The 17,064-nt window shown below is 50.1% G+C and carries 18 protein-coding genes; 14 read left to right on the top strand and 4 right to left on the bottom strand.

What is annotated here, in order from left to right; genetic code table 11:
- Positions 1–446: 446 nt before the first annotated feature.
- Positions 447–2,156: a hypothetical protein gene (locus Q4501_RS07865; RefSeq protein ID WP_303595655.1), complete on the top strand. Its 1,710-nt coding sequence runs from the start codon at positions 447–449 to the stop codon at positions 2,154–2,156.
- Between the two features lie 658 nt (positions 2,157–2,814).
- On the opposite strand, the gene Q4501_RS07860 is transcribed toward Q4501_RS07865, so the two are convergent.
- Together Q4501_RS07860 and Q4501_RS07855 are read right to left on the bottom strand one after the other, a co-directional pair.
- Positions 2,815–3,453, bottom strand: coding sequence for a metallophosphatase domain-containing protein (locus Q4501_RS07860; protein WP_303595653.1), 639 nt, complete (start codon positions 3,451–3,453; stop codon positions 2,815–2,817).
- 2 nt (positions 3,454–3,455) lie between these two features.
- The gene (locus tag Q4501_RS07855; protein WP_303595651.1) at positions 3,456–3,743 is read right to left on the bottom strand and encodes a hypothetical protein; all 288 of its coding nucleotides are present in this window, start codon (positions 3,741–3,743) and stop codon (positions 3,456–3,458) included.
- Between the two features lie 328 nt (positions 3,744–4,071).
- Between Q4501_RS07855 and Q4501_RS07850 the strand changes: the two genes are divergently transcribed.
- The 10 genes from Q4501_RS07850 to Q4501_RS07805 all read left to right on the top strand — a co-directional run bounded on the left by Q4501_RS07850 (position 4,072) and on the right by Q4501_RS07805 (position 11,750).
- Positions 4,072–4,485, top strand: coding sequence for a hypothetical protein (locus Q4501_RS07850; RefSeq protein ID WP_303595650.1), 414 nt, complete (start codon positions 4,072–4,074; stop codon positions 4,483–4,485).
- 777 nt (positions 4,486–5,262) lie between these two features.
- Positions 5,263–6,462 carry a RelA/SpoT domain-containing protein gene (locus Q4501_RS07845; protein ID WP_303595648.1) on the top strand — a complete coding sequence of 400 codons (1,200 nt, stop codon included), beginning with the start codon at positions 5,263–5,265 and terminating at the stop codon, positions 6,460–6,462.
- Positions 6,463–6,525: 63 nt separating this feature from the next.
- Complete coding sequence (locus tag Q4501_RS07840; protein ID WP_303595646.1) at positions 6,526–6,819, top strand: hypothetical protein; 294 nt, start codon at positions 6,526–6,528, stop codon at positions 6,817–6,819.
- Between the two features lie 105 nt (positions 6,820–6,924).
- Positions 6,925–7,407, top strand: a complete 483-nt coding sequence (locus Q4501_RS07835; RefSeq protein ID WP_113814885.1) for a hypothetical protein — start codon at positions 6,925–6,927, stop codon at positions 7,405–7,407.
- A 104-nt stretch (positions 7,408–7,511) separates the two neighbouring features.
- Positions 7,512–7,907, top strand: coding sequence for a hypothetical protein (locus Q4501_RS07830; RefSeq protein ID WP_303595643.1), 396 nt, complete (start codon positions 7,512–7,514; stop codon positions 7,905–7,907).
- A 63-nt stretch (positions 7,908–7,970) separates the two neighbouring features.
- Entirely contained in the window at positions 7,971–8,546 is a 576-nt protein-coding gene (locus Q4501_RS07825; RefSeq protein ID WP_303595641.1) for a hypothetical protein, read from the top strand.
- An 81-nt stretch (positions 8,547–8,627) separates the two neighbouring features.
- Positions 8,628–9,173 carry a hypothetical protein gene (locus Q4501_RS07820; protein ID WP_303595640.1) on the top strand — a complete coding sequence of 182 codons (546 nt, stop codon included), beginning with the start codon at positions 8,628–8,630 and terminating at the stop codon, positions 9,171–9,173.
- 98 nt (positions 9,174–9,271) lie between these two features.
- On the top strand, positions 9,272–9,901 hold the full coding sequence (locus Q4501_RS07815; RefSeq protein ID WP_303595639.1) for a LysE family translocator: 630 nt from the start codon (positions 9,272–9,274) through the stop codon (positions 9,899–9,901).
- Between the two features lie 133 nt (positions 9,902–10,034).
- Positions 10,035–10,364 carry a multidrug efflux SMR transporter gene (locus Q4501_RS07810; RefSeq protein ID WP_303595638.1) on the top strand — a complete coding sequence of 110 codons (330 nt, stop codon included), beginning with the start codon at positions 10,035–10,037 and terminating at the stop codon, positions 10,362–10,364.
- Positions 10,365–10,538: 174 nt separating this feature from the next.
- A complete protein-coding gene (locus Q4501_RS07805; RefSeq protein ID WP_303595636.1) occupies positions 10,539–11,750 on the top strand; it encodes an FAD-binding oxidoreductase in 1,212 nt (403 codons plus the stop codon).
- A gap of 67 nt (positions 11,751–11,817) precedes the next feature.
- Here the strand turns inward: Q4501_RS07805 and Q4501_RS07800 are convergent, their stop codons facing one another.
- Positions 11,818–12,981, bottom strand: coding sequence for a YbfB/YjiJ family MFS transporter (locus Q4501_RS07800; RefSeq protein WP_303595634.1), 1,164 nt, complete (start codon positions 12,979–12,981; stop codon positions 11,818–11,820).
- Between the two features lie 110 nt (positions 12,982–13,091).
- On the opposite strand from Q4501_RS07800, the gene Q4501_RS07795 reads away from it, so the two are divergent.
- Positions 13,092–13,958 (top strand): LysR family transcriptional regulator, encoded by an 867-nt coding sequence (locus tag Q4501_RS07795; protein WP_303595633.1) that lies wholly within the window; start codon positions 13,092–13,094, stop codon positions 13,956–13,958.
- A gap of 58 nt (positions 13,959–14,016) precedes the next feature.
- Complete coding sequence (locus Q4501_RS07790; RefSeq protein ID WP_303595632.1) at positions 14,017–14,433, top strand: hypothetical protein; 417 nt, start codon at positions 14,017–14,019, stop codon at positions 14,431–14,433.
- Between the two features lie 100 nt (positions 14,434–14,533).
- On the opposite strand, the gene Q4501_RS07785 is transcribed toward Q4501_RS07790, so the two are convergent.
- Complete coding sequence (locus Q4501_RS07785) at positions 14,534–15,913, bottom strand: NAD-dependent succinate-semialdehyde dehydrogenase (protein ID WP_303595630.1); 1,380 nt, start codon at positions 15,911–15,913, stop codon at positions 14,534–14,536.
- A 318-nt stretch (positions 15,914–16,231) separates the two neighbouring features.
- On the opposite strand from Q4501_RS07785, the gene Q4501_RS07780 reads away from it, so the two are divergent.
- Complete coding sequence (locus tag Q4501_RS07780) at positions 16,232–17,056, top strand: alpha/beta fold hydrolase (RefSeq protein ID WP_303595629.1); 825 nt, start codon at positions 16,232–16,234, stop codon at positions 17,054–17,056.
- The last annotated feature ends 8 nt before the right edge of the window (positions 17,057–17,064 follow it).

The raw sequence follows: 17,064 nt of genomic DNA, 5'->3' as shown, positions 1-17,064 counted from the left end.
AATGGACGTTAAACAGGACGGAACGCCATTTAAAGGAGTAAGACGAGAAAAGTAGGCACTGACACCACATCAATGCCTACTTAGATTGATGGACACCCAGTTCGCGAAAAACTGCGGTGCCGGCCTTATGTGAGGAGGATCTTAGCCCAGCCGTACAAGGCTTACATCAGGTAACGCGATGAAGCATAGACGGTAGCATCATTCTTTTCAAGGAATCCCTCCTCTGCACTGATTTTAGGAGGAGCATATGGCTAAGCCGAAAATTGTACGTGTGAGTAGTTACGTTCGTTTTCGCTTTGGGCGCTTGGAAAGCGTCATAACACATTGGCGCTCTGCGCCAGCTTGAATGGTATGGGAACCTTACGGAGGAGGTTCCCATGTTTCAGACAGCGTACCAATAAGAAGATGAGCTAATAAATCAATTTATTGCGGGATCAGTTTGTCGCGTGAGTTCAGAAGCCAACAACCGTTCAACCCTGAACAAGCTCCGGGTGCCTTTCGGTGAAAAAGAAGGACGCTTGTACCTCCCAGATAGCGTGGACCGGGGACTGAAGTGTGGTTGTCACTGTCCGGAATGCAAGGTTCTCCTGGTCGCCAAATGCAGCGTGGCGGGACGCTTCTATTTTGCCCATCATCGCAGGGCCGAGTGCCCCGGTGGGTATGAAACCGCCCTGCACAAGATGGCCAAGCAGATCCTGCTGGATGCCGGCCGCGTGTGGATACCGAAGCGGAATGTGTTGCTCTCCTTCCCTCTGGTATTCGGTGAAACACTGTCCAAAACACTCCACTTCAAAACACGGGAGGTTCATTTCGTATCCGCCGTCTCTGAAAAACGGTTGGAAAATAGTCTTACGCCTGACGTTACTGCCCTTCTGAAGAACGATACCGCTCTGCATATTGAGATTCTGGTCACGCACGCCGTCGAGGAAGACAAAAGTCAGGTGCTCGACAACGTCATGGAGATTGACTTGAGTAGGCTGTCGGAAGAGACCGTATTGGACCCGGTCGCACTTGAAGCTGAGGTGCTGAAAACCGCTCCGCGCTGGTGGCACCAGTGCTCTTTGATTGATGAACTTTCGAAGGTTGAGTCCGCACGGGAAGCGCTGGAAGCCAGGGTGCCAGAAGAGATCAAACGCCTGAAATGGAAGCGGGAACGCGAAGAGGCGGCCAAGCTCAAGAACGAGCGTGCTGCGCAGCAAAAGGAGGAACGCAAACAGGCCCTGATCCGAAAGAAAAAGGAAGCCCGAACGCCGTTCGAGATTGCCTTGAGAAACCTGGAGCAAGTGGAGTCTATGGGCTGGCTGACCATGAGCGATCGGTTAGCCGAACGAGCAAAGCCCCAACTGGATCAGATTGCACAGCTCTTGGACTTCGAGCCAGGGAAATGGCCGACATTCATGGACCTTACTGTTCACCAGGAGTGGGTATTCAAGGAAGATCGGCGGCTGTGGCAAAGCGCGGTGTTTGAGTCTCTGATCCTGAAGAAGGAACCGGGCTATATTTTCTCGGTGGCCCAGGCACTGACTTATGCGGAAAAAGCCGCCGGGGTTCGTGAGTGGGCGCTGAAACTGAGTCAGCTCAAGCAGGCCCACCTGAAGCAGCCCTACAATCAAAGAAAGGACTATGAGAGCCGTGGAGTATGGTTTTTGACCCCCGCCGAGAATCGCGCTATTCGGTCGCCGTACGCGATAGTTTTGTCGTACCTCAAGAAACTGTGTAAGCGTGGCGTGCTTACGGAGGAACGCCAGGCCAAGACGTTCCGGGTTCTGGCTTCAGCGGCTGAAATCTGGGCAGCCCATCAAAAAGAGCAAAAGCAGGTCAAGGTCAACGCGGTTCGGGCGGAAAGAGCAAGAGCGACTTTACAGGCGTTGCTAGGCGATATTTTTCCGGAAGATGAGAAGTATCAGAAAGCCGAACAGGAATGGCGGGAGCGAAAGGAGGCTGTTACTCAGCGGCTTGATAATTCGGTAAGCGATGCAAACGCTATTGCCGCTGCCGGTCACGAGGCTGCTTTATTCTGTCAGAGCTGTAAGCGGCACCATTTGCCGGCGCCCATAAAGGAGTGCCCTGTTTGCGACAGTCACCGGGTTCGGTTGGTGGAGCTGACGCAGGACTACCTTGGCACCCTACTGCACCGTCTCAAGTGTATGCCTTGATTGGAATTCAGCAGAAACCCTAGTGAAGCGGATCTAGAATGTGACCTGCCTGCCACGATTGCATCAAATCCTGCGCATTCTGGTGATGGACTTACGGTGTTCTTTAAGGTGGACAAATTGGCGGTTATGTCTTTGGAGAGACCAGTCCTAGATCCCGAGACGAGCGCGAACGGCTGCACAGCTCGGGTTAGCGCTGCTGCCAAATTGGATAAGCTCGCCCTCGAAGAAGTCCTGACCCTTTCCCTCAATGTTGTCGTCTATGAGGAGGTCCCCTTAAGAAGCCCCTTATGAACGCATAGAATGAGCTTTTCGCCAAAGCCGAATCCGAAATAAAGCTCAATCCACTCTCACTTTTCAGCATAACTGATAGGATTTCTCGAGCTGGGGGCAGAAAGGATATAAGGATCGTATTGCTCCGAATTGATCAAGTCCTTGACCGCCTTTATCGCCCCCTCTATCGGCTCAAGGTTGGCAAAAAATAGATACTGTGACTGCGTGTATTTGGATGCTCGGATTCACCCTTAAGGCCTCAAAGAAGGCGCCTTTAAAGTCACACAAGGTATCATCCATATCAACATACACAATCTTCATCTGTGCTCCCGTTCGATTTGTCGTTTCTGCACGAAACTCCACCCCCTGAGCAGCTGCGTCATAACTCTCACAGGTCGATGATGATTGGCGGGTTGACTGGACGATAGCTGGCATTACACGTGCTTGCGTTCGCAAACTTTAGCCCGTCGCTTTCGCGAATCGCAAAACCATAGCTTTCGTGAATATGACCGCAGATGTGAGCCTTGAGCTGCGGCAACTCCTCGATTCTTTTAGCGAGTACATAGCAACCGACGTGTTCATCTATATCCGGAATCCAGTCGAAAATCCCCAAGACTGGTCCGTGCGTCACAAGTACGTCAGTATCCTCCGGGACAAGCTTGAGTCGCTCCCATCTTTCATCTTCTTGCGCGTTGAAGCTCATCCATCGAAAGACCGGCTGCCAGGGAAAGCCGTAGAACTTCAAACTACCAATCGTTGCCTCTTTCCCTTGGAGATAGGTTATTCCGTTTTTATCACACATTTCCCGGGACCAACCGGGGTATCGAACAAAGCAGTGGTCGTGATTACCTGCGATGAGAACTTTGTGCTTGTGCTTCTGTGAGCCCATCCAGCGCGTAAAGTCATCGAGTTGTGGCAGAGAGCCTGACCCGGTGCAATCTCCCGCGTGCACCAAAACCTCCCCATCCGGGAGTGGCAGCATCTTCTCATGCAGGCTGTGCGTGTCGGATATGCAAACAATCCTCATCGCTACTCCCACGGACAGTCTGAACTGCCCCACTCTAAGCCCACAGGTCCCCCGACGGCACCTTGGAGCTTTCTTTTTTTGATCCAGTCTATCGCGATTTTGTCCATATCATTAGATGGGATTTCAACGACAAGTACATCCAAGGATTTGCCTTTGAAAGTCTCTTTTTCGACTCGAAATTCCTGCGGATCATTCAGTTCTAGAAGAACTGACTTTGGTTGCGCGCTGAGTAGCTCCTGGTAATACAGGTCGTAATTCTCGCCGCTGGAAATTGAAGCTTTTGTACTCATGTATTGGCTCTCTGATCGTCAATGCTCGCGAAAAGTTTTACACGTTCATGACATTCCATAATGGAAATTATTTCCTTAGTTATTTCAATACTTTACGTCAGGTTCAGTGTATGCAAAAATTGGAAATTCTTCCAGTAGAAAGTTGCAAGAATTTTGGCTTCCTGGCACGGGGACATGCGAGGGATTCGGAGCTCGATCCCACGGATTTCGAGGAACGCCACCGACCGAGGTTTCAATTATGAATAGACAAAAACAGAAAAGGCTTCTTTGCATGGGCTCACGCACTAAAGTAACGATATGCTGAGACTCTTGAGCAGAGAAACTTATTATGACTGAAAATCTTTTGGGACTAGGCGACAATGACATCGCTGACTACGACCGTCGCAAGCGCGAGGAGCTTCGCCAACGCAATCCTGAAAATCGCGCCGAAGTGACTCTTGAGATGTGGACGCTAGCTATCCTCCTGCGCGATGACCAAGTAGTTAAAAAGGTCGTGTACGGTGTTGTGACCGATTGCCTGACCGGTGATTACACAATCGGTGAGGTCGCATGCAGCCAATCTCTGATTAATGTGCCCCAGCACCCGGGCCGGCGCATTTTCGTCAGTCAGAAACTGCGATACGAATGCAAAGGGCCCGGAACTACTGTGACGATCCCGGAACATGAACTTAACACGCACTTGCCCTATCCCGATGACGACATCGAAGCCATAAAGCGGCGAGTTGAAAGCGGTAAATTATGAGAATGCTGCTCTGCTTAGATCTGGAAGGGACTCTGATTAGCAATGCGGTCAGCCAGGAAAAAACATTTTTCGAGCAGGCACACCTGTTACGAAGATTCTTGGCTCAAGATAACAGGAGAATCAGGACTTTCCTTCAAAAACACCACAATCCGCACTAGACTTAGTCAATCGATTAGTCTCGCGCAACCCACATCAATCTTTTGGTGATTATCTGCTCTCGTTGGAAGAAACGAAGGAAGAACTTGGAGCCTGATTCGGGTTTGTGTGCAATTTCGTGATCGGCTTACCAAAGAAACAAAGGCTTTTAGGGAGCCCCAGGGGAGGAACTCTGTTAAAAATCCGCTAAGTATCCACCCATCCTCCTTTATTTTCTACCCAGTTAATGCCACCAAAATATTCTTAGAACGCCTCAGTCACTCACTCACTCACGCAAACTATCCAGTTTTTCATGGGTATACTCAAATGCGGTTGAAGTAAGTGATTGGTAGGTAAACAGCAAGGCCCGGAGCGAAAGCCTCGGGCCTTTTTTATGGCCAGCGACCACCGAGGCTTCGTATTCGCGTGACTGCTTCGTTATTACGCGGTGATATTACGAAATTTGACAGCTCCAGACTGGTAACTTGCTGTTTTTGCGCTAGTTTTATAAGTAGGTTGTTTGGTAAGTACGTAATCGTGATGCGTGGAAATGTGGAAGTCACGATATTGAATAACGAAGAACGCGGTCTAATACGCTGTTAGTCCGCTAGCCGATAAGTTTAGAATTTGATTGAGGACATCATGCAAATAACTAAAGACTCATTAGCTTCCTTTCTCGATAGAAACAACATTTCTAAGTCTGATTGGGAAAAGGCGAAAATCAGTATCGATAATCTAAACTTAATCGCAAAAGACTATGCTGATAATGTCCCACATTTGAATGAGTCAGCTGAATTTCTAGCTAAAGTATTGCAGAAGTGTAAGCAAGTACACTCGGTTCGATGGCGCGTTAAAGATCCTGAACACTTGCTTGAAAAGATAATTCGGAAAAGGGCATCCGGCTCGGAAAAATACCAAGAGATTAATGATAATAACTATTTTGAAATAATTACGGACTTGGTTGGTGTTCGAATTTTGCACCTTTTTAAATACGAATGGCTGGACATCCACTCCTATATTTTAAGTAGCTGGAAGCCATTGGAATGTGTTAAGGCATATATTAGAGAGGGTGATGAAGGGTCGATAATAGATAGTTATAAAGAAAATGGATGCGATGTCGAGCCTCACCCGTCGGGATATAGATCGATACACTATATTATTTCAACGCAACCAACATTAAAAAGAATTATTTCTGAGATACAAGTTAGAACTATATTTGAGGAAGGTTGGAGTGAAATAGACCATAAAGTTAGATATCCGAACTTCTCGGACAATAAGTTAATATCCTATTTTCTTACTATTTTCAATAGAATGGCAGGGAGTGCAGATGAAATGGGAACCTTTGTGAAGGATTTAACTGCTGAAATCTCGCTGCAAGAGTTAAGATATAGGGATGCTCAAAAGAAGCATGAAGCACATTTGTCGAAAATTGAATCATTAGCTTTACAGTTGAGCAAAGAGAAACGGCAAAACAGAGCTAAAGAAGATAGTCTTGAGAAGCTGAATAACGAAATAGAAGAGCTAAGAAGAAGCACTAATCTATCCGATCGCTATGCTTCGGCCGTTGCAGGACTTGATTTAGATTCGCTGCGCCGTAGCACTGAATCGGCTCTAGCCGGACTTGATTCTGATTCTCTGCGGCGCATTACAGAATCGGCATCATTTGGTCTTGATTTGGATTCTTTGAGAAAAAGGACGCAATCAGCATTAGCCGGACTTGATTTGGAAAATATAGGCAGGCTTTCAGTGTCAGGGTTAGAAGGACTGGAGTCGCCCTCAAGACGGAGGTCTAAAGCCAAGAAAGGAAAGGATAGTGATTCCTCACCTGATGATAATGACTAACAAAACACGGAAGACGGACGCGTGAGACGCGCCGCTTCGTTTTGGCGTTAGAGCTGACGAACCATGAAGCCCAGAAAGGTTATTCTAGCCACCAACAGACGATACTCTGAGCAGTACGAGCCGCTGTTGGAAGAACTATTCAACCGGCGCATAGAGTTGTTTTGCACATGGGGAACGCATTGTGAGCAGTGGGAGTCAGCAATGGACCTGTTTGTAACCGACCCTGATCGTATGGAAGAGCATCATATAACAACGACCAGCCACGTGGATGAGTCACTGGAGGATGTTCAGAACATGGCTAGCATGTGGGTTGTCGAGGGCGGTGGCAGAAATGACGTTGAGATCATCAGGCTCTAACCAGTCGGTCAACCGGACGCCAAAAGCGTGGCGCTTTTGGTTCCCTCCGCTGGCGCTCCGGCGCCGGTTACCTCAGCGTTATGTGCAAGGAAAGCTCGCAGAATCATGAAAGCTTTAAAGGTTACCGGAGCAATTGTCGTTGCTCTAATCGGAGCTTGGTACCTACTCGAGGATTACTGGTATAGAAAAGCTATTCCAGAAAATATTGGTCTCAGTTACCGCATATCTATCACCTCGGATTCTGGGCTTAGGGAAGGTTGTGGTACGGCTGTCTACAAATTGGGCGGTAAAACAGCAGAAGCCATCAAAGAGCAAGGTGTTAAGTTTTTCGAGGAATCAGGCCAGGCTCGAGGTCATTCTGACCGGTACTATACATATGGCGAGTGGATGGAAACTCCAAGAGATGACTGGACTAGGTCGGAAAATTGGTCATATGAACTGCTTTGCGGCGGGAGTATCGGTGGCTCTTTGCATGACGACATAGTAGAGAGCGGACGAACCGGTGGTTCGTACTATTCGTTCAAGGATGAGGCCGTCCTGATGGTGATACCCGACAAAAAACTGGTGGTTTTCAGTCACAATGGTTAAAGCACATAACCAGTGCAGGCACGGCGACGCCCACTACATTGCGCCTTCGGCTCCATTCCGTGTGCGCGCATGCTGCAAGCGGTTAAAAGGAGAAACATGCGCTCATGAAAGATTTCGGCGATGAACAGGTGAAAGGAATGGATCGCTTCATTCCCACCCGCCGGAGCGCTGTGTTGCTGGTGGCTTTGATCACCGCGCCTCCGTCTCTTTTCGCATTCTTAGTGCAAAAGCATGACTTTGTTTTGGGCGATCTTACGGAGGCCTCCCGGCTTCCAACTATCGCTGCTGTCACGCTGGGCCTTGCCTTAGTTATCGCAGTTACACTTTGCCTTGAGTTGGCAGTTGCGCTGAACCATTCGAAACACCGGAAAATTAAGCATGTCAGCAACGAGCACTCGCAAATGTCGTTTAAGTGGCTTGCCAGCAACGCCTCCACTCGACATTACCTGTTTATCGCCTCGGTATTCACGCTGGGGGCGGCTCTTGGCCACTACTTTTAACAATTCGCGTCAGTACGCGGCCTTTGGCCGCCGCTGCGCTTCGCGTTAGCATCAAGGTGAAACATGGATGAATTCCTAGCAAAAATATATCTCGAACAAGCTAAGCAAGAATGCGAAAGATGCTTTCATTCCATTCAAATAATGAATGCAATTACCCAAAAGAAGCTTGATGATGACTTCTTTCAACATGCCCTTGATTTGATCCATCACGCCGCTGCCGTATCCCGAATCTTTTGGCCGCCTGGTGGGAGGAATCAGCCAAGTACTAAGCGAGCGCATCGCAGAGGTCAGGCGCTGCGGGATATGCTTCAGCTTCAAAGCGGCCATGCTGTTCAAAATCGTTCATTGCGAGACCACTTTGAACACTTTGATGAGCGTTTAGATGATTGGGCTGAAAACAGTAGAAATAGAAATATTGTTCATCGCCTTTTTGGGCCGCGATCTGCTATAGGTGGTGATGCTATTCAAGATTCTGACATCATTCACCATTTCGACCCCGCAACAAACATATTTGGTTTCAGGGGCGAACATTACAATATACAAGAACTCGCGACAGGGATTGATGATATTTATCAGAAAACGATTGCCAAAATTGAAGAGCTCGATGCTAACAAAGCATTGCAGCGGACAAGCCGCTGAATGCGGCGTTAAGCTCTCCAAGAGGAACCGTCATGGAAGCAATATTAATGCAGTTTTTTTTCCGCATTGGTTGGAGCTTTGGTGGTCTATATTTTCGGAGTACGAAAATCCTCTATCGATGTGAGGAATGCCTTTTTTCAGAAACAAGCATCCGAGTTTTACTCTCCGATCGCCGGTTACCGCAAGCGCATACATTCCAAAGCTCAAATTCGAGAAAAAGTGTCTTCGGTTGCTGAGGAGGCATGGAAAGAGGCCATAGCCAAAAAAAATCCCGCTTGGGAAACAAAAGAAAACCAAGAAAATGAATTCGAGCCATATGGGAAGATCATCGAATACGATAACGCGCAACTTCGCGACGAACTCATTCCTCTGTATCGAGAAATACTTCGTGTTTTCACAGAAAAATATTGGCTTGCCGATGAGGACACTCGTGAGTACTACGAACCCTTTTCGGAGTTTATTGAGATTTGGGAGCGTTATCTATCTGAAGCGCTACCTGCAGATGTTCTAAAAAAGCTCCACCATTCAGAAGAAACGCTTCATGGTTTCTATGAGCATGTAGAGAGAAAGCTCTCTCGCCTCCAGGGTGAGATTGTTTCTCCGAGTTTCTGGAAAGTGTGGCTTTGAATCAGCTTAACAAGGGGCTGCAGCGGACCAATTTTCCGGCGCGGTGCTCCTCCAAATCGGCCGCTGAGCCCGGGCGTTAGCTTTCTGGAGGAACTTTCGTGGTACTTGAATCATGGTTTGCGTTCGTTATTGCATCGGCAGTTCTGCTTGTTATTCCCGGTCCCACAATCCTCGCAGTTATAAGCTATTCCATGGCTCACGGTCGCCAAGCCAACATACCATTGGTGATTGCCGTTGCACTCGGCGATTCAACCGCGCTATTCGCGTCTATTATAGGGTTGGGTGCCTTGTTCGCAATATCGGCTTTCTGGTTCACAGTAGTCAAAGTGGCTGGCGGTATGTACTTGCTCTACCTTGGTATCAAGTTGTTTCGCTCAGGCTTTTTGGTGGCTGAAACCGTCGCTCCGGATTTTGCCTCTTCGCGTTTGAAATTGTTTGCTAACACCTATCTTGTTACTGCGCTCAATCCAAAGGGCATCGTTTTTTTCGTAGCATTCTTGCCGCAGTTCATCACTCCGGGAGCAAACAGCACATCGCAATTGTGGCTGCTCGCTGTCACCTTCGTTACGTTGGCGACGATAAATGCCACGCTGTACACCGTTTTCGCATCATCTGCTCGCCGGTTGCTCTCATCTGCCAAGGCACAGCAGAGGTTTAATTTTGCGGGTGGTGCGTTACTCTCAACAGCAGGGGTCTGGGCATTGTTCGCCAAACGTCCGACTATATAAAAGCTAACAATCCGCGTCACGGGGATGGCCTTTACGTCGCTCCGCTATGCAAAGGCCACTGATCTTTCACCTCTTTAGTGGACGGTCATTTACCGCACTGTTGAGCAAAGCGTTATACACAGCGAGGAGCGTAATGAGTTATTTATATTTGGCTATAGCTATTGTCGCTGAAGTTGCTGGTACAGCAGCTCTGAAATCCTCAGAGGGATTTACTAATTTGTTGCCCAGTATTGTTGTTGTCGTGGGTTACAGTATAGCCTTTTACTTTTTATCATTGGTGCTTAAAACTATTCCGGTTGGCGTCGCATATGCTATTTGGTCTGGAGCTGGAATCGTTCTAATCTCGGTTTTCGGTTTGGCTATATTTGGTCAAAATTTAGATCTTCCAGCAATAGTTGGTATGGCTCTTATTATTATCGGAATTGTAATAATGAATGTGTTTTCAACTTCGATTCAACACTAATGCATACACGGCCATTAAGGTAGTTCCGGGCCGGTGGCCTCCACCGGGCGCCCTTACGAGGGCGCCGCTTATGGCTCGCGTTAAAAATCTACAAACATTCATGCTCTGCCTCCTTCACAAGAACCTATACTGCATACACCCCTCTCCCATTCGCCCTCTAAAAAGGATTACGATATGGACCTCAAAAGCGGTTACCCCTTCTGGGCCATCAAAAATGGCCTCATGTGCGCTTTCCCCCAGCTCAAGGCGAATATCACCTGTGATGTGGTGGTGATAGGAGGCGGTATTACCGGGTCGTTGATCGCCGACAATCTGGGTAAGAACGGTTTTGATGTGGTGGTGGTTGAGCAGCGCGATATCGCCTGGGGCAGCTCCGCTGCGAGCACGGCATTGTTGCAGTACGAAATTGACACCCACATGGCCGATCTCGCGCGGATGTACGGCGAGTTCCATGCGGTGGCGGCCTACAAGGCCTGTGCCGCCGCGATCACGGATCTTCGGGATCTTGCTGATGAGCTGGGCGATGTGGATTTCGGCATGCGGGAGAGCCTGTACTTCGCCAGTAAACGTAGCCACAAGGCCGAGCTGCGAGAAGAGTACGACCTTCGAATAAAGCATGAGTTTGACGCTGAGTGGCTTGATGCGGGTGGCGTGAAGGAGCGCTTTGGCTTCAAGGCGCCTTGCGCGATTCTAACCAAATTGGCGGCCCAGGTTGATCCATATCGTATGGCTTCCAAGCTGCTCCTCCGGCTGGCAGAACGCGGCGGCAGGGTGTTTGATCGCACGGTTATTCATACCATCGAACCATCGGAAGACAAGGTGACTCTGCAAACACCGGAAGGTTTCAAAATTCAGGCCAGGCATGTGGTGATGGCCGCTGGATATGCCTCGCAGAAATGGCTGAAGCAGTCGGTGGCGAAGAACCGCAGCAGTTATGCCTTTATTACCGACCCGATAGAAGAGTCAGCCCTCGGCCCCTTAGCGTCCACTATGATGTGGGAATCAGCCAGGCCTTACCTGTACATGCGCACGACGGGCAATGGCCGGCTTCTGGTCGGTGGAGATGACGACGATATCGACATCCCGGCGCGTCGGGACCGACGAGTGGATAGCAAGGCCAAAGGTTTATGCAAGAAGGTCAGGAAACTGTTTCCGGACCTGCAGATGCGCCCGGCGTTTTCCTGGGGCGGCACGTTTGCAGAAACCAAGGATGGCCTGCCTTTTTTCGGCGAGCATCCGCAGTATGGTCCCAGGGTGCAATTCGCCCTCGCCTACGGCGGTAACGGTATCAGCTACAGTATGATTGGTGCGGATTTACTGAGGGCCAATATCGAAGGCCGCTTGCATCCCTTGGCAGGCTTATTCGGTTTTTCGCGGGCAGGCTAGCTGTGACCTACCCGGGTGCATGCCTGGTGGGGCGTTGCCTCAGGAAATAGCATTCAGGAATCCCGCCTCATACGGGGAGTCTTTCCAGGCGCACCAATCCCAGCAAGAAGGTAACACCTATAATCATGATTCCCGCTGAAAAGTATAATCCAAGGTTGTAGCTGCCAAACGCTTCAGTAAGGTACCCGGTAAAGGCGGGCGCGATGATTTGCGCTGCCCCGTAAGCCAGTGTCATCACGCCCATAAATCGGGCTGGATTGCTTGGGAAGAACTTTCCAGCCATGGTGAGTACCAGGCTGACACAGGCAATAAAGGTTCCGCCAAACAGGAATGCACTTAACAATAACGCCGTTAAGCTGTCGTTAATGGCGGGCAGAATAATGCCAACCACCTGAAGAATGTAAGCCGCCAGGAGTGCATAAAGATAGCCGGTTCTTCTCGCAATTCTGTCCCACACCAGTGTCGCTGGCATGGCGGCAATCCCTACCAGCAAAAACGCCAGTGTCCCCTGCCCCTCCAGCCCCTTTGTTCTTTCTACAATGTCCACAATGAAGGTGGAGCTGACAGCGTATCCGTACCCGGCACAAAAATAAGCAAGCATCATGAGCGTGGTAAACACTCGGCCCGGGGGGTTATCTTTTGTGGTCGTTACGTCCCGCCCATCCACCAGAGGGTGCGGAATCCATAACCATGCGGGAATAGCGACAACGCCCGCCATCACGGCCAGCGCCAGCCACTGTTGCTGCCAGTTGGCCGACAGAGTCAGCATTACTTCAACTAAAACGGATGTGGCTATGATGCTCACACCGATACCGGCGAAATGAATGCCTAATTCAGCGCGATGATCATTCTTCACCAGCCATTTCAGAATCAGGCCGGATGCAATGATAAGGCCCCCGGATGCACAAACCCCGGCAATGAATCGTAATACAGCCCAGACAACAACATCCGTTGTCATCACCATGGCTGCTGACGTACCTATGCTTAACAGAAGATAGGCCCTGTGCAGGTTGTATTTGTAGTTGAGGTTGTTCAGCCTGGAGGCAAGCAGCACCCCGGCCATGTACCCCATAAAATTAGTGGTCGCCAGCCAGCCACCACCTACTTCGGTGAGGCTTGCCCCGCTCTGCATGATGGGCAGTACAAGACTGTAGGAAAGACGGGCCACGCCAACGGTTACGATCAGGCTGCAGATTCCGGCCAGGTAGACTCGAGTCCGTGTAAGCTCCATCAAGATTCCCACCATACTGTTATTAAATGATTTTCAGCAAAGATTACTCCCGTCTGCTAATCTTAAATATTGAATTATCAAGAACATTTATTTCTTTTTAAGAGAACTGTATGGAAATCCTGGCATTGAAGACCTTTAAAGCGCTGGTCGATGAAGGTGGCATCAAAGGCGCAGCAGATAAGCTTCATACGGTTCAGTCGAACATCACCAGTCGGATTAAAAAGCTGGAAAGTGAGTTGGATACCAGGCTGTTCACCCTGGCAGGCAGAAAGCTGCAGCTAACCCCCAGCGGGCAACAGCTCTACCAGTATGCGGACGAGATTCTAGAGCTGGAGTACCAGGCTAAATCTGCCATTTTGCGTGATAAAGGAAACTATGAGTTAAGGGTGGGAATGCCAGAAACCTTTGCTGCAGTTCACATGCCTTTAGCACTCAAGCAGCTCAAACAGGATTACCCGAATATCCAGACCAAGATCTTTACGGACACCAGCGACAGGCTCGTAGGTGCCGTGTTGAACAACAAGGTGGACTGCGCCGCCATAGGCAATGCACCCGCACATGAAAAGCTTTGTGTTATTCCTATTGTGAATGAAGAGCTGGTTATGGTGACCCCTGCGGGAAGCCATTATGACCCTGTACTCTTTGTGCGCGAAGAAGGTTGCGGTTACAGGAACCATGCGCTTTTATGGCAGCAAAAAGTAGGACGCGTCAGCGATGAACTCATGATCATGAGCAGTGCGGATGGGGTTTTGGGCTGTATCTCGGCCGGTTTGGGTTACACCATTATTGGCAAAAATATGGTGGTCGGAAGCCGATATGAAAAGTCTCTGGTGATGACGCCCGTGACACAGGGTCCAAAGCATGTTCAGCTATCTATCGTTTACCGAAAAGGCAGCCCCCTGGAAGCAGGCACGCTGGCACTTGCGGACATTTTCACAAACAGGGGCCAGTTAGAGCCTGCCCCCTGCAATTTTTAGGCGCAGGTTTTACCGGAAGAATACTAATCTCAATGAACATCATAAAAGGATGACAGGTATGATCTTCTCTGATGCTGCCCGTTGGCGGGCCGCTACCACTGTGGTGGCATTGTGCGGGTCGCTGGCCAGTTGCGCGGCTCTTTCGCCTGCGCCGAACTTGACCACCGATGAAAAGAAAGCCCTCAGTACCAATCTGAACGAGAAATACGTAGCGTATCAGGATTGCATGGCCAGTGAAGCCGATCGCTTCAGCCATATCACATCCGCACCACCTTCAGACATCGCCAAGGGCGCACAAGCGGGCTGTGAAGCTGCTTTCAGGAGTTATCATCAGGCTGTGACCAAACAGTTTACGTCCTTTGTTTCAAGCGCCGGTCAGGCAGAAGCCCGGAGCCGGGCTGAGCAGCATGCCAGCGATGCAAAAGATCGCACCTGGAGTCATGTCATCCAGCGGGTTCTGCTCCAAAGACAATAAGCCAGATCATGAGAAAGCTTGAAGGCTTTGTTGGGGGTGTGGTTGAGGGTGTGCTTGGGTAACGTGGCGTGACCCAAGCACATTGCTGGCTATACCTGCATCAGGACTCGCTCACCATAACAGACTTCACATTCACAAATTCGAGCATGCCAAAGCCGCCATGTTCGCGGCCATAACCACTCTGCTTCACGCCACCAAATGGCAGGTTAGGCTGGGCCAGATTATAGCCATTGATATTAACCATACCCGTGTCGAATTCATCCCGGGCCAGGCGCACAGCCTCATCTTCGTCGGTGCTAAAGATGCCACCGCCCAGGCCATAAATGGAATCATTTGCCACTCGCATAGCCTCGGCTACATCTTTTACCTTGATCAACGCCGCTACCGGACCAAACAGCTCATCGTCATACGCTGGCTGCCCGGGCGCCACGTTTTCCAGGATCGTGGGTGGGTAGTAGTAACCTTTGTCTTCGGGAATTTCACCACCCAAAGAACAGATTGCGCCGTTCTCGATCGACTTGCGAACCTGCTCATGCAGCCCGTCTCTGAGGTCTTCGCGAGCCATGGGGCCCATTTTGGTATCACTGTGTGTGGGATCACCAAAATTAAGCTTTTCCATTTCAGCCAGGTAGGCATCCCTGAACTCTTCATACACGGGTTCTTCAACGATAAAGCGCTTCGCAGCGACGCAGGTCTGGCCCGCATTGTAGGTGCGGCCCTGAACGCATAATTGCACGGCCTTCTTGATGTTGGCATCTGCCAATACCAGATAGGCATCATTGCTGCCCAGTTCCAACACGGTCTTCTTCAGCACTTTAGCTGCTCGCTGGGCCACTGCCCTGCCAGCGTTGGGGCTACCCGTCAGAGTTACGCCACGCACCAGTTTGTGTTCAATAACGGCGTCTGACACCTCGTGGTCAATTAACAGTGTGCGGAAGGCGTGCTCCGGCATGCCGGCATCGCGGTAAAGTTTTTCAACTTCCAGAGCCATGCCCCATACGTTATTGGCATGCTTCAGCAGTACGGTGTTACCCGCCATAAGGTTGGCAGCGCTGTAGCGAATAACCTGGTAAAGCGGAAAATTCCACGGCTGTATGCCGTAAATCACGCCTTGCGGCTGATAGGAAACCACAGCACGGCCGCCTTCCAGCTCTCTTGTTTCATCCGCCAGTTCGGTGGGGCCCTGTTCAGCGGTGTACTCACAAATCGCCGCACACAACTCACATTCCTGTTTGCCCTGTGCCAGGGTTTTTCCCATTTCCCGGGTCATCAGTTCGGCGTAGTCATCCTGGCGCTCCCGAATCAGGGCAGCGGTTTTGCGTAGGGCATCCGCACGCTCTTCAAATCCGGTCTGGCGCCAGTTCAGAAACGCATGGTGCGCCTGTTCAATGATACCCTCGGCATCTTGCCTGGACATCAGGGTATAGGTTTCAAGAACTTCTTCTGTGGCAGGATTGATTGTCTTATGAGTATTCGACATCAGTTTGCCTCCTGAATAATTAATGACAGCGGAACCGGTATTGGGTCGGCCGTCATAAATTGAAGTTGCCGGATGAACCTAACATTTCCAGATACCCTTAAGGGCGAAGGTTACCTAACCGTATAACTCCACCGCGACCTGGCCGAAAGTTACCTTGTTGGATCAGGCTGTCTCGTAAGGTGACGATGGAAACTGGCAGCGTTTGAGTGATTACTCAAATATAATTTGAATCCTGAGTTTTCACTCAGTAGCGTAAATGTTCAACAGATCACTTTGGAAAACGTGAACTGCGAACTGTGAAATGAGAGGAGCGCTACGATGAGTGAATCAAACTTTGAGCACCAATACCTGCATGTAGACGGCCACCGTATTGCCTACCTGGATCAAGGCGAAGGAACACCGCTGATCCTGCTTCACGGCATCCCGATGTCCGGCCTGCTCTGGCGCAAGATCATCCCGCAGCTGGCGCAGACACACCGGGTGATCGTGCCAGACATGCTGAATTACGGTGAATCCGATAAACCGCTTGATGCGGATGTTTCGATCGCTGCACAAAGCACGATACTGCTCGGCCTTATGGACGCATTGGGCGTACGCTGTGCAGATCTTGTGGCCCATGATATCGGCGGTGGTGTTGCCCAGATACTGGCGGTAAATCACCCGGAACGCATAAACCGGCTGGTGCTTGCCGATGCTGTCTGCTTCGATTCCTGGCCGATTCCAGACTTCAAGCCCTTGCAGGAACCGGGGGCGGAAGATCAGATGAGCGTACAGGAACTGGAGCAGATGCTTCGCGACTTCCTGCCCAAGGGCATGCATGATGAATCACATGCCACCTCTGAGCTTGCCGATATTGTTGTGCACCCCTGGCAGGGTGAAACAGGCAAGCGAGCGTTTTTCAGAAACCTGCGCAGGCTCAATCCGGAATACACACTCGCAATTGCTGATGAACTGAAGAATATTCCCCATGAAACCCTTGTGCTATGGGGACAACATGATAAGTTCCAGAAGCCGGAATACGCTGAGAAGCTGAAAGGCGCGATACCGAACACGCGCCTGGAGTGGGTCGACGCGGCGCACTGGATAACCGAAGAGCGCCCTGACGATGTCGCGAAAAAGCTCATCGCGTTTCTGGATAGTTAGGGGACCAC

It is taken from the genome of Marinobacter sp. 2_MG-2023 (assembly GCF_030546935.1).
GTDB lineage: Bacteria > Pseudomonadota > Gammaproteobacteria > Pseudomonadales > Oleiphilaceae > Marinobacter.
Note: the sequence above shows the minus strand (reverse complement) of the source record. Positions and strands in the feature narration are given on the sequence as shown.

Bases quoted from the DNA above. Each gene is read 5' to 3' on its own strand.
- Q4501_RS07835 (WP_113814885.1), top strand. From the start codon at position 6,925: ATGAAAGCTTTAAAGGTTACCGGAGCAATTGTCGTTGCTCTAATCGGA.
- Q4501_RS07795 (WP_303595633.1), top strand. From the start codon at position 13,092: ATGGAAATCCTGGCATTGAAGACCTTTAAAGCGCTGGTCGATGAAGGT.
- Q4501_RS07800 (WP_303595634.1), bottom strand. From the start codon at position 12,981: ATGGAGCTTACACGGACTCGAGTCTACCTGGCCGGAATCTGCAGCCTG.
- Q4501_RS07855 (WP_303595651.1), bottom strand. From the start codon at position 3,743: ATGAGTACAAAAGCTTCAATTTCCAGCGGCGAGAATTACGACCTGTAT.
- Q4501_RS07790 (WP_303595632.1), top strand. From the start codon at position 14,017: ATGATCTTCTCTGATGCTGCCCGTTGGCGGGCCGCTACCACTGTGGTG.
- Q4501_RS07845 (WP_303595648.1), top strand. From the start codon at position 5,263: ATGCAAATAACTAAAGACTCATTAGCTTCCTTTCTCGATAGAAACAAC.
- Q4501_RS07780 (WP_303595629.1), top strand. From the start codon at position 16,232: ATGAGTGAATCAAACTTTGAGCACCAATACCTGCATGTAGACGGCCAC.
- Q4501_RS07810 (WP_303595638.1), top strand. From the start codon at position 10,035: ATGAGTTATTTATATTTGGCTATAGCTATTGTCGCTGAAGTTGCTGGT.
- Q4501_RS07840 (WP_303595646.1), top strand. From the start codon at position 6,526: ATGAAGCCCAGAAAGGTTATTCTAGCCACCAACAGACGATACTCTGAG.
- Q4501_RS07805 (WP_303595636.1), top strand. From the start codon at position 10,539: ATGGACCTCAAAAGCGGTTACCCCTTCTGGGCCATCAAAAATGGCCTC.
- Q4501_RS07825 (WP_303595641.1), top strand. From the start codon at position 7,971: ATGGATGAATTCCTAGCAAAAATATATCTCGAACAAGCTAAGCAAGAA.
- Q4501_RS07860 (WP_303595653.1), bottom strand. From the start codon at position 3,453: ATGAGGATTGTTTGCATATCCGACACGCACAGCCTGCATGAGAAGATG.
- Q4501_RS07850 (WP_303595650.1), top strand. From the start codon at position 4,072: ATGACTGAAAATCTTTTGGGACTAGGCGACAATGACATCGCTGACTAC.
- Q4501_RS07830 (WP_303595643.1), top strand. From the start codon at position 7,512: ATGAAAGATTTCGGCGATGAACAGGTGAAAGGAATGGATCGCTTCATT.
- Q4501_RS07785 (WP_303595630.1), bottom strand. From the start codon at position 15,913: ATGTCGAATACTCATAAGACAATCAATCCTGCCACAGAAGAAGTTCTT.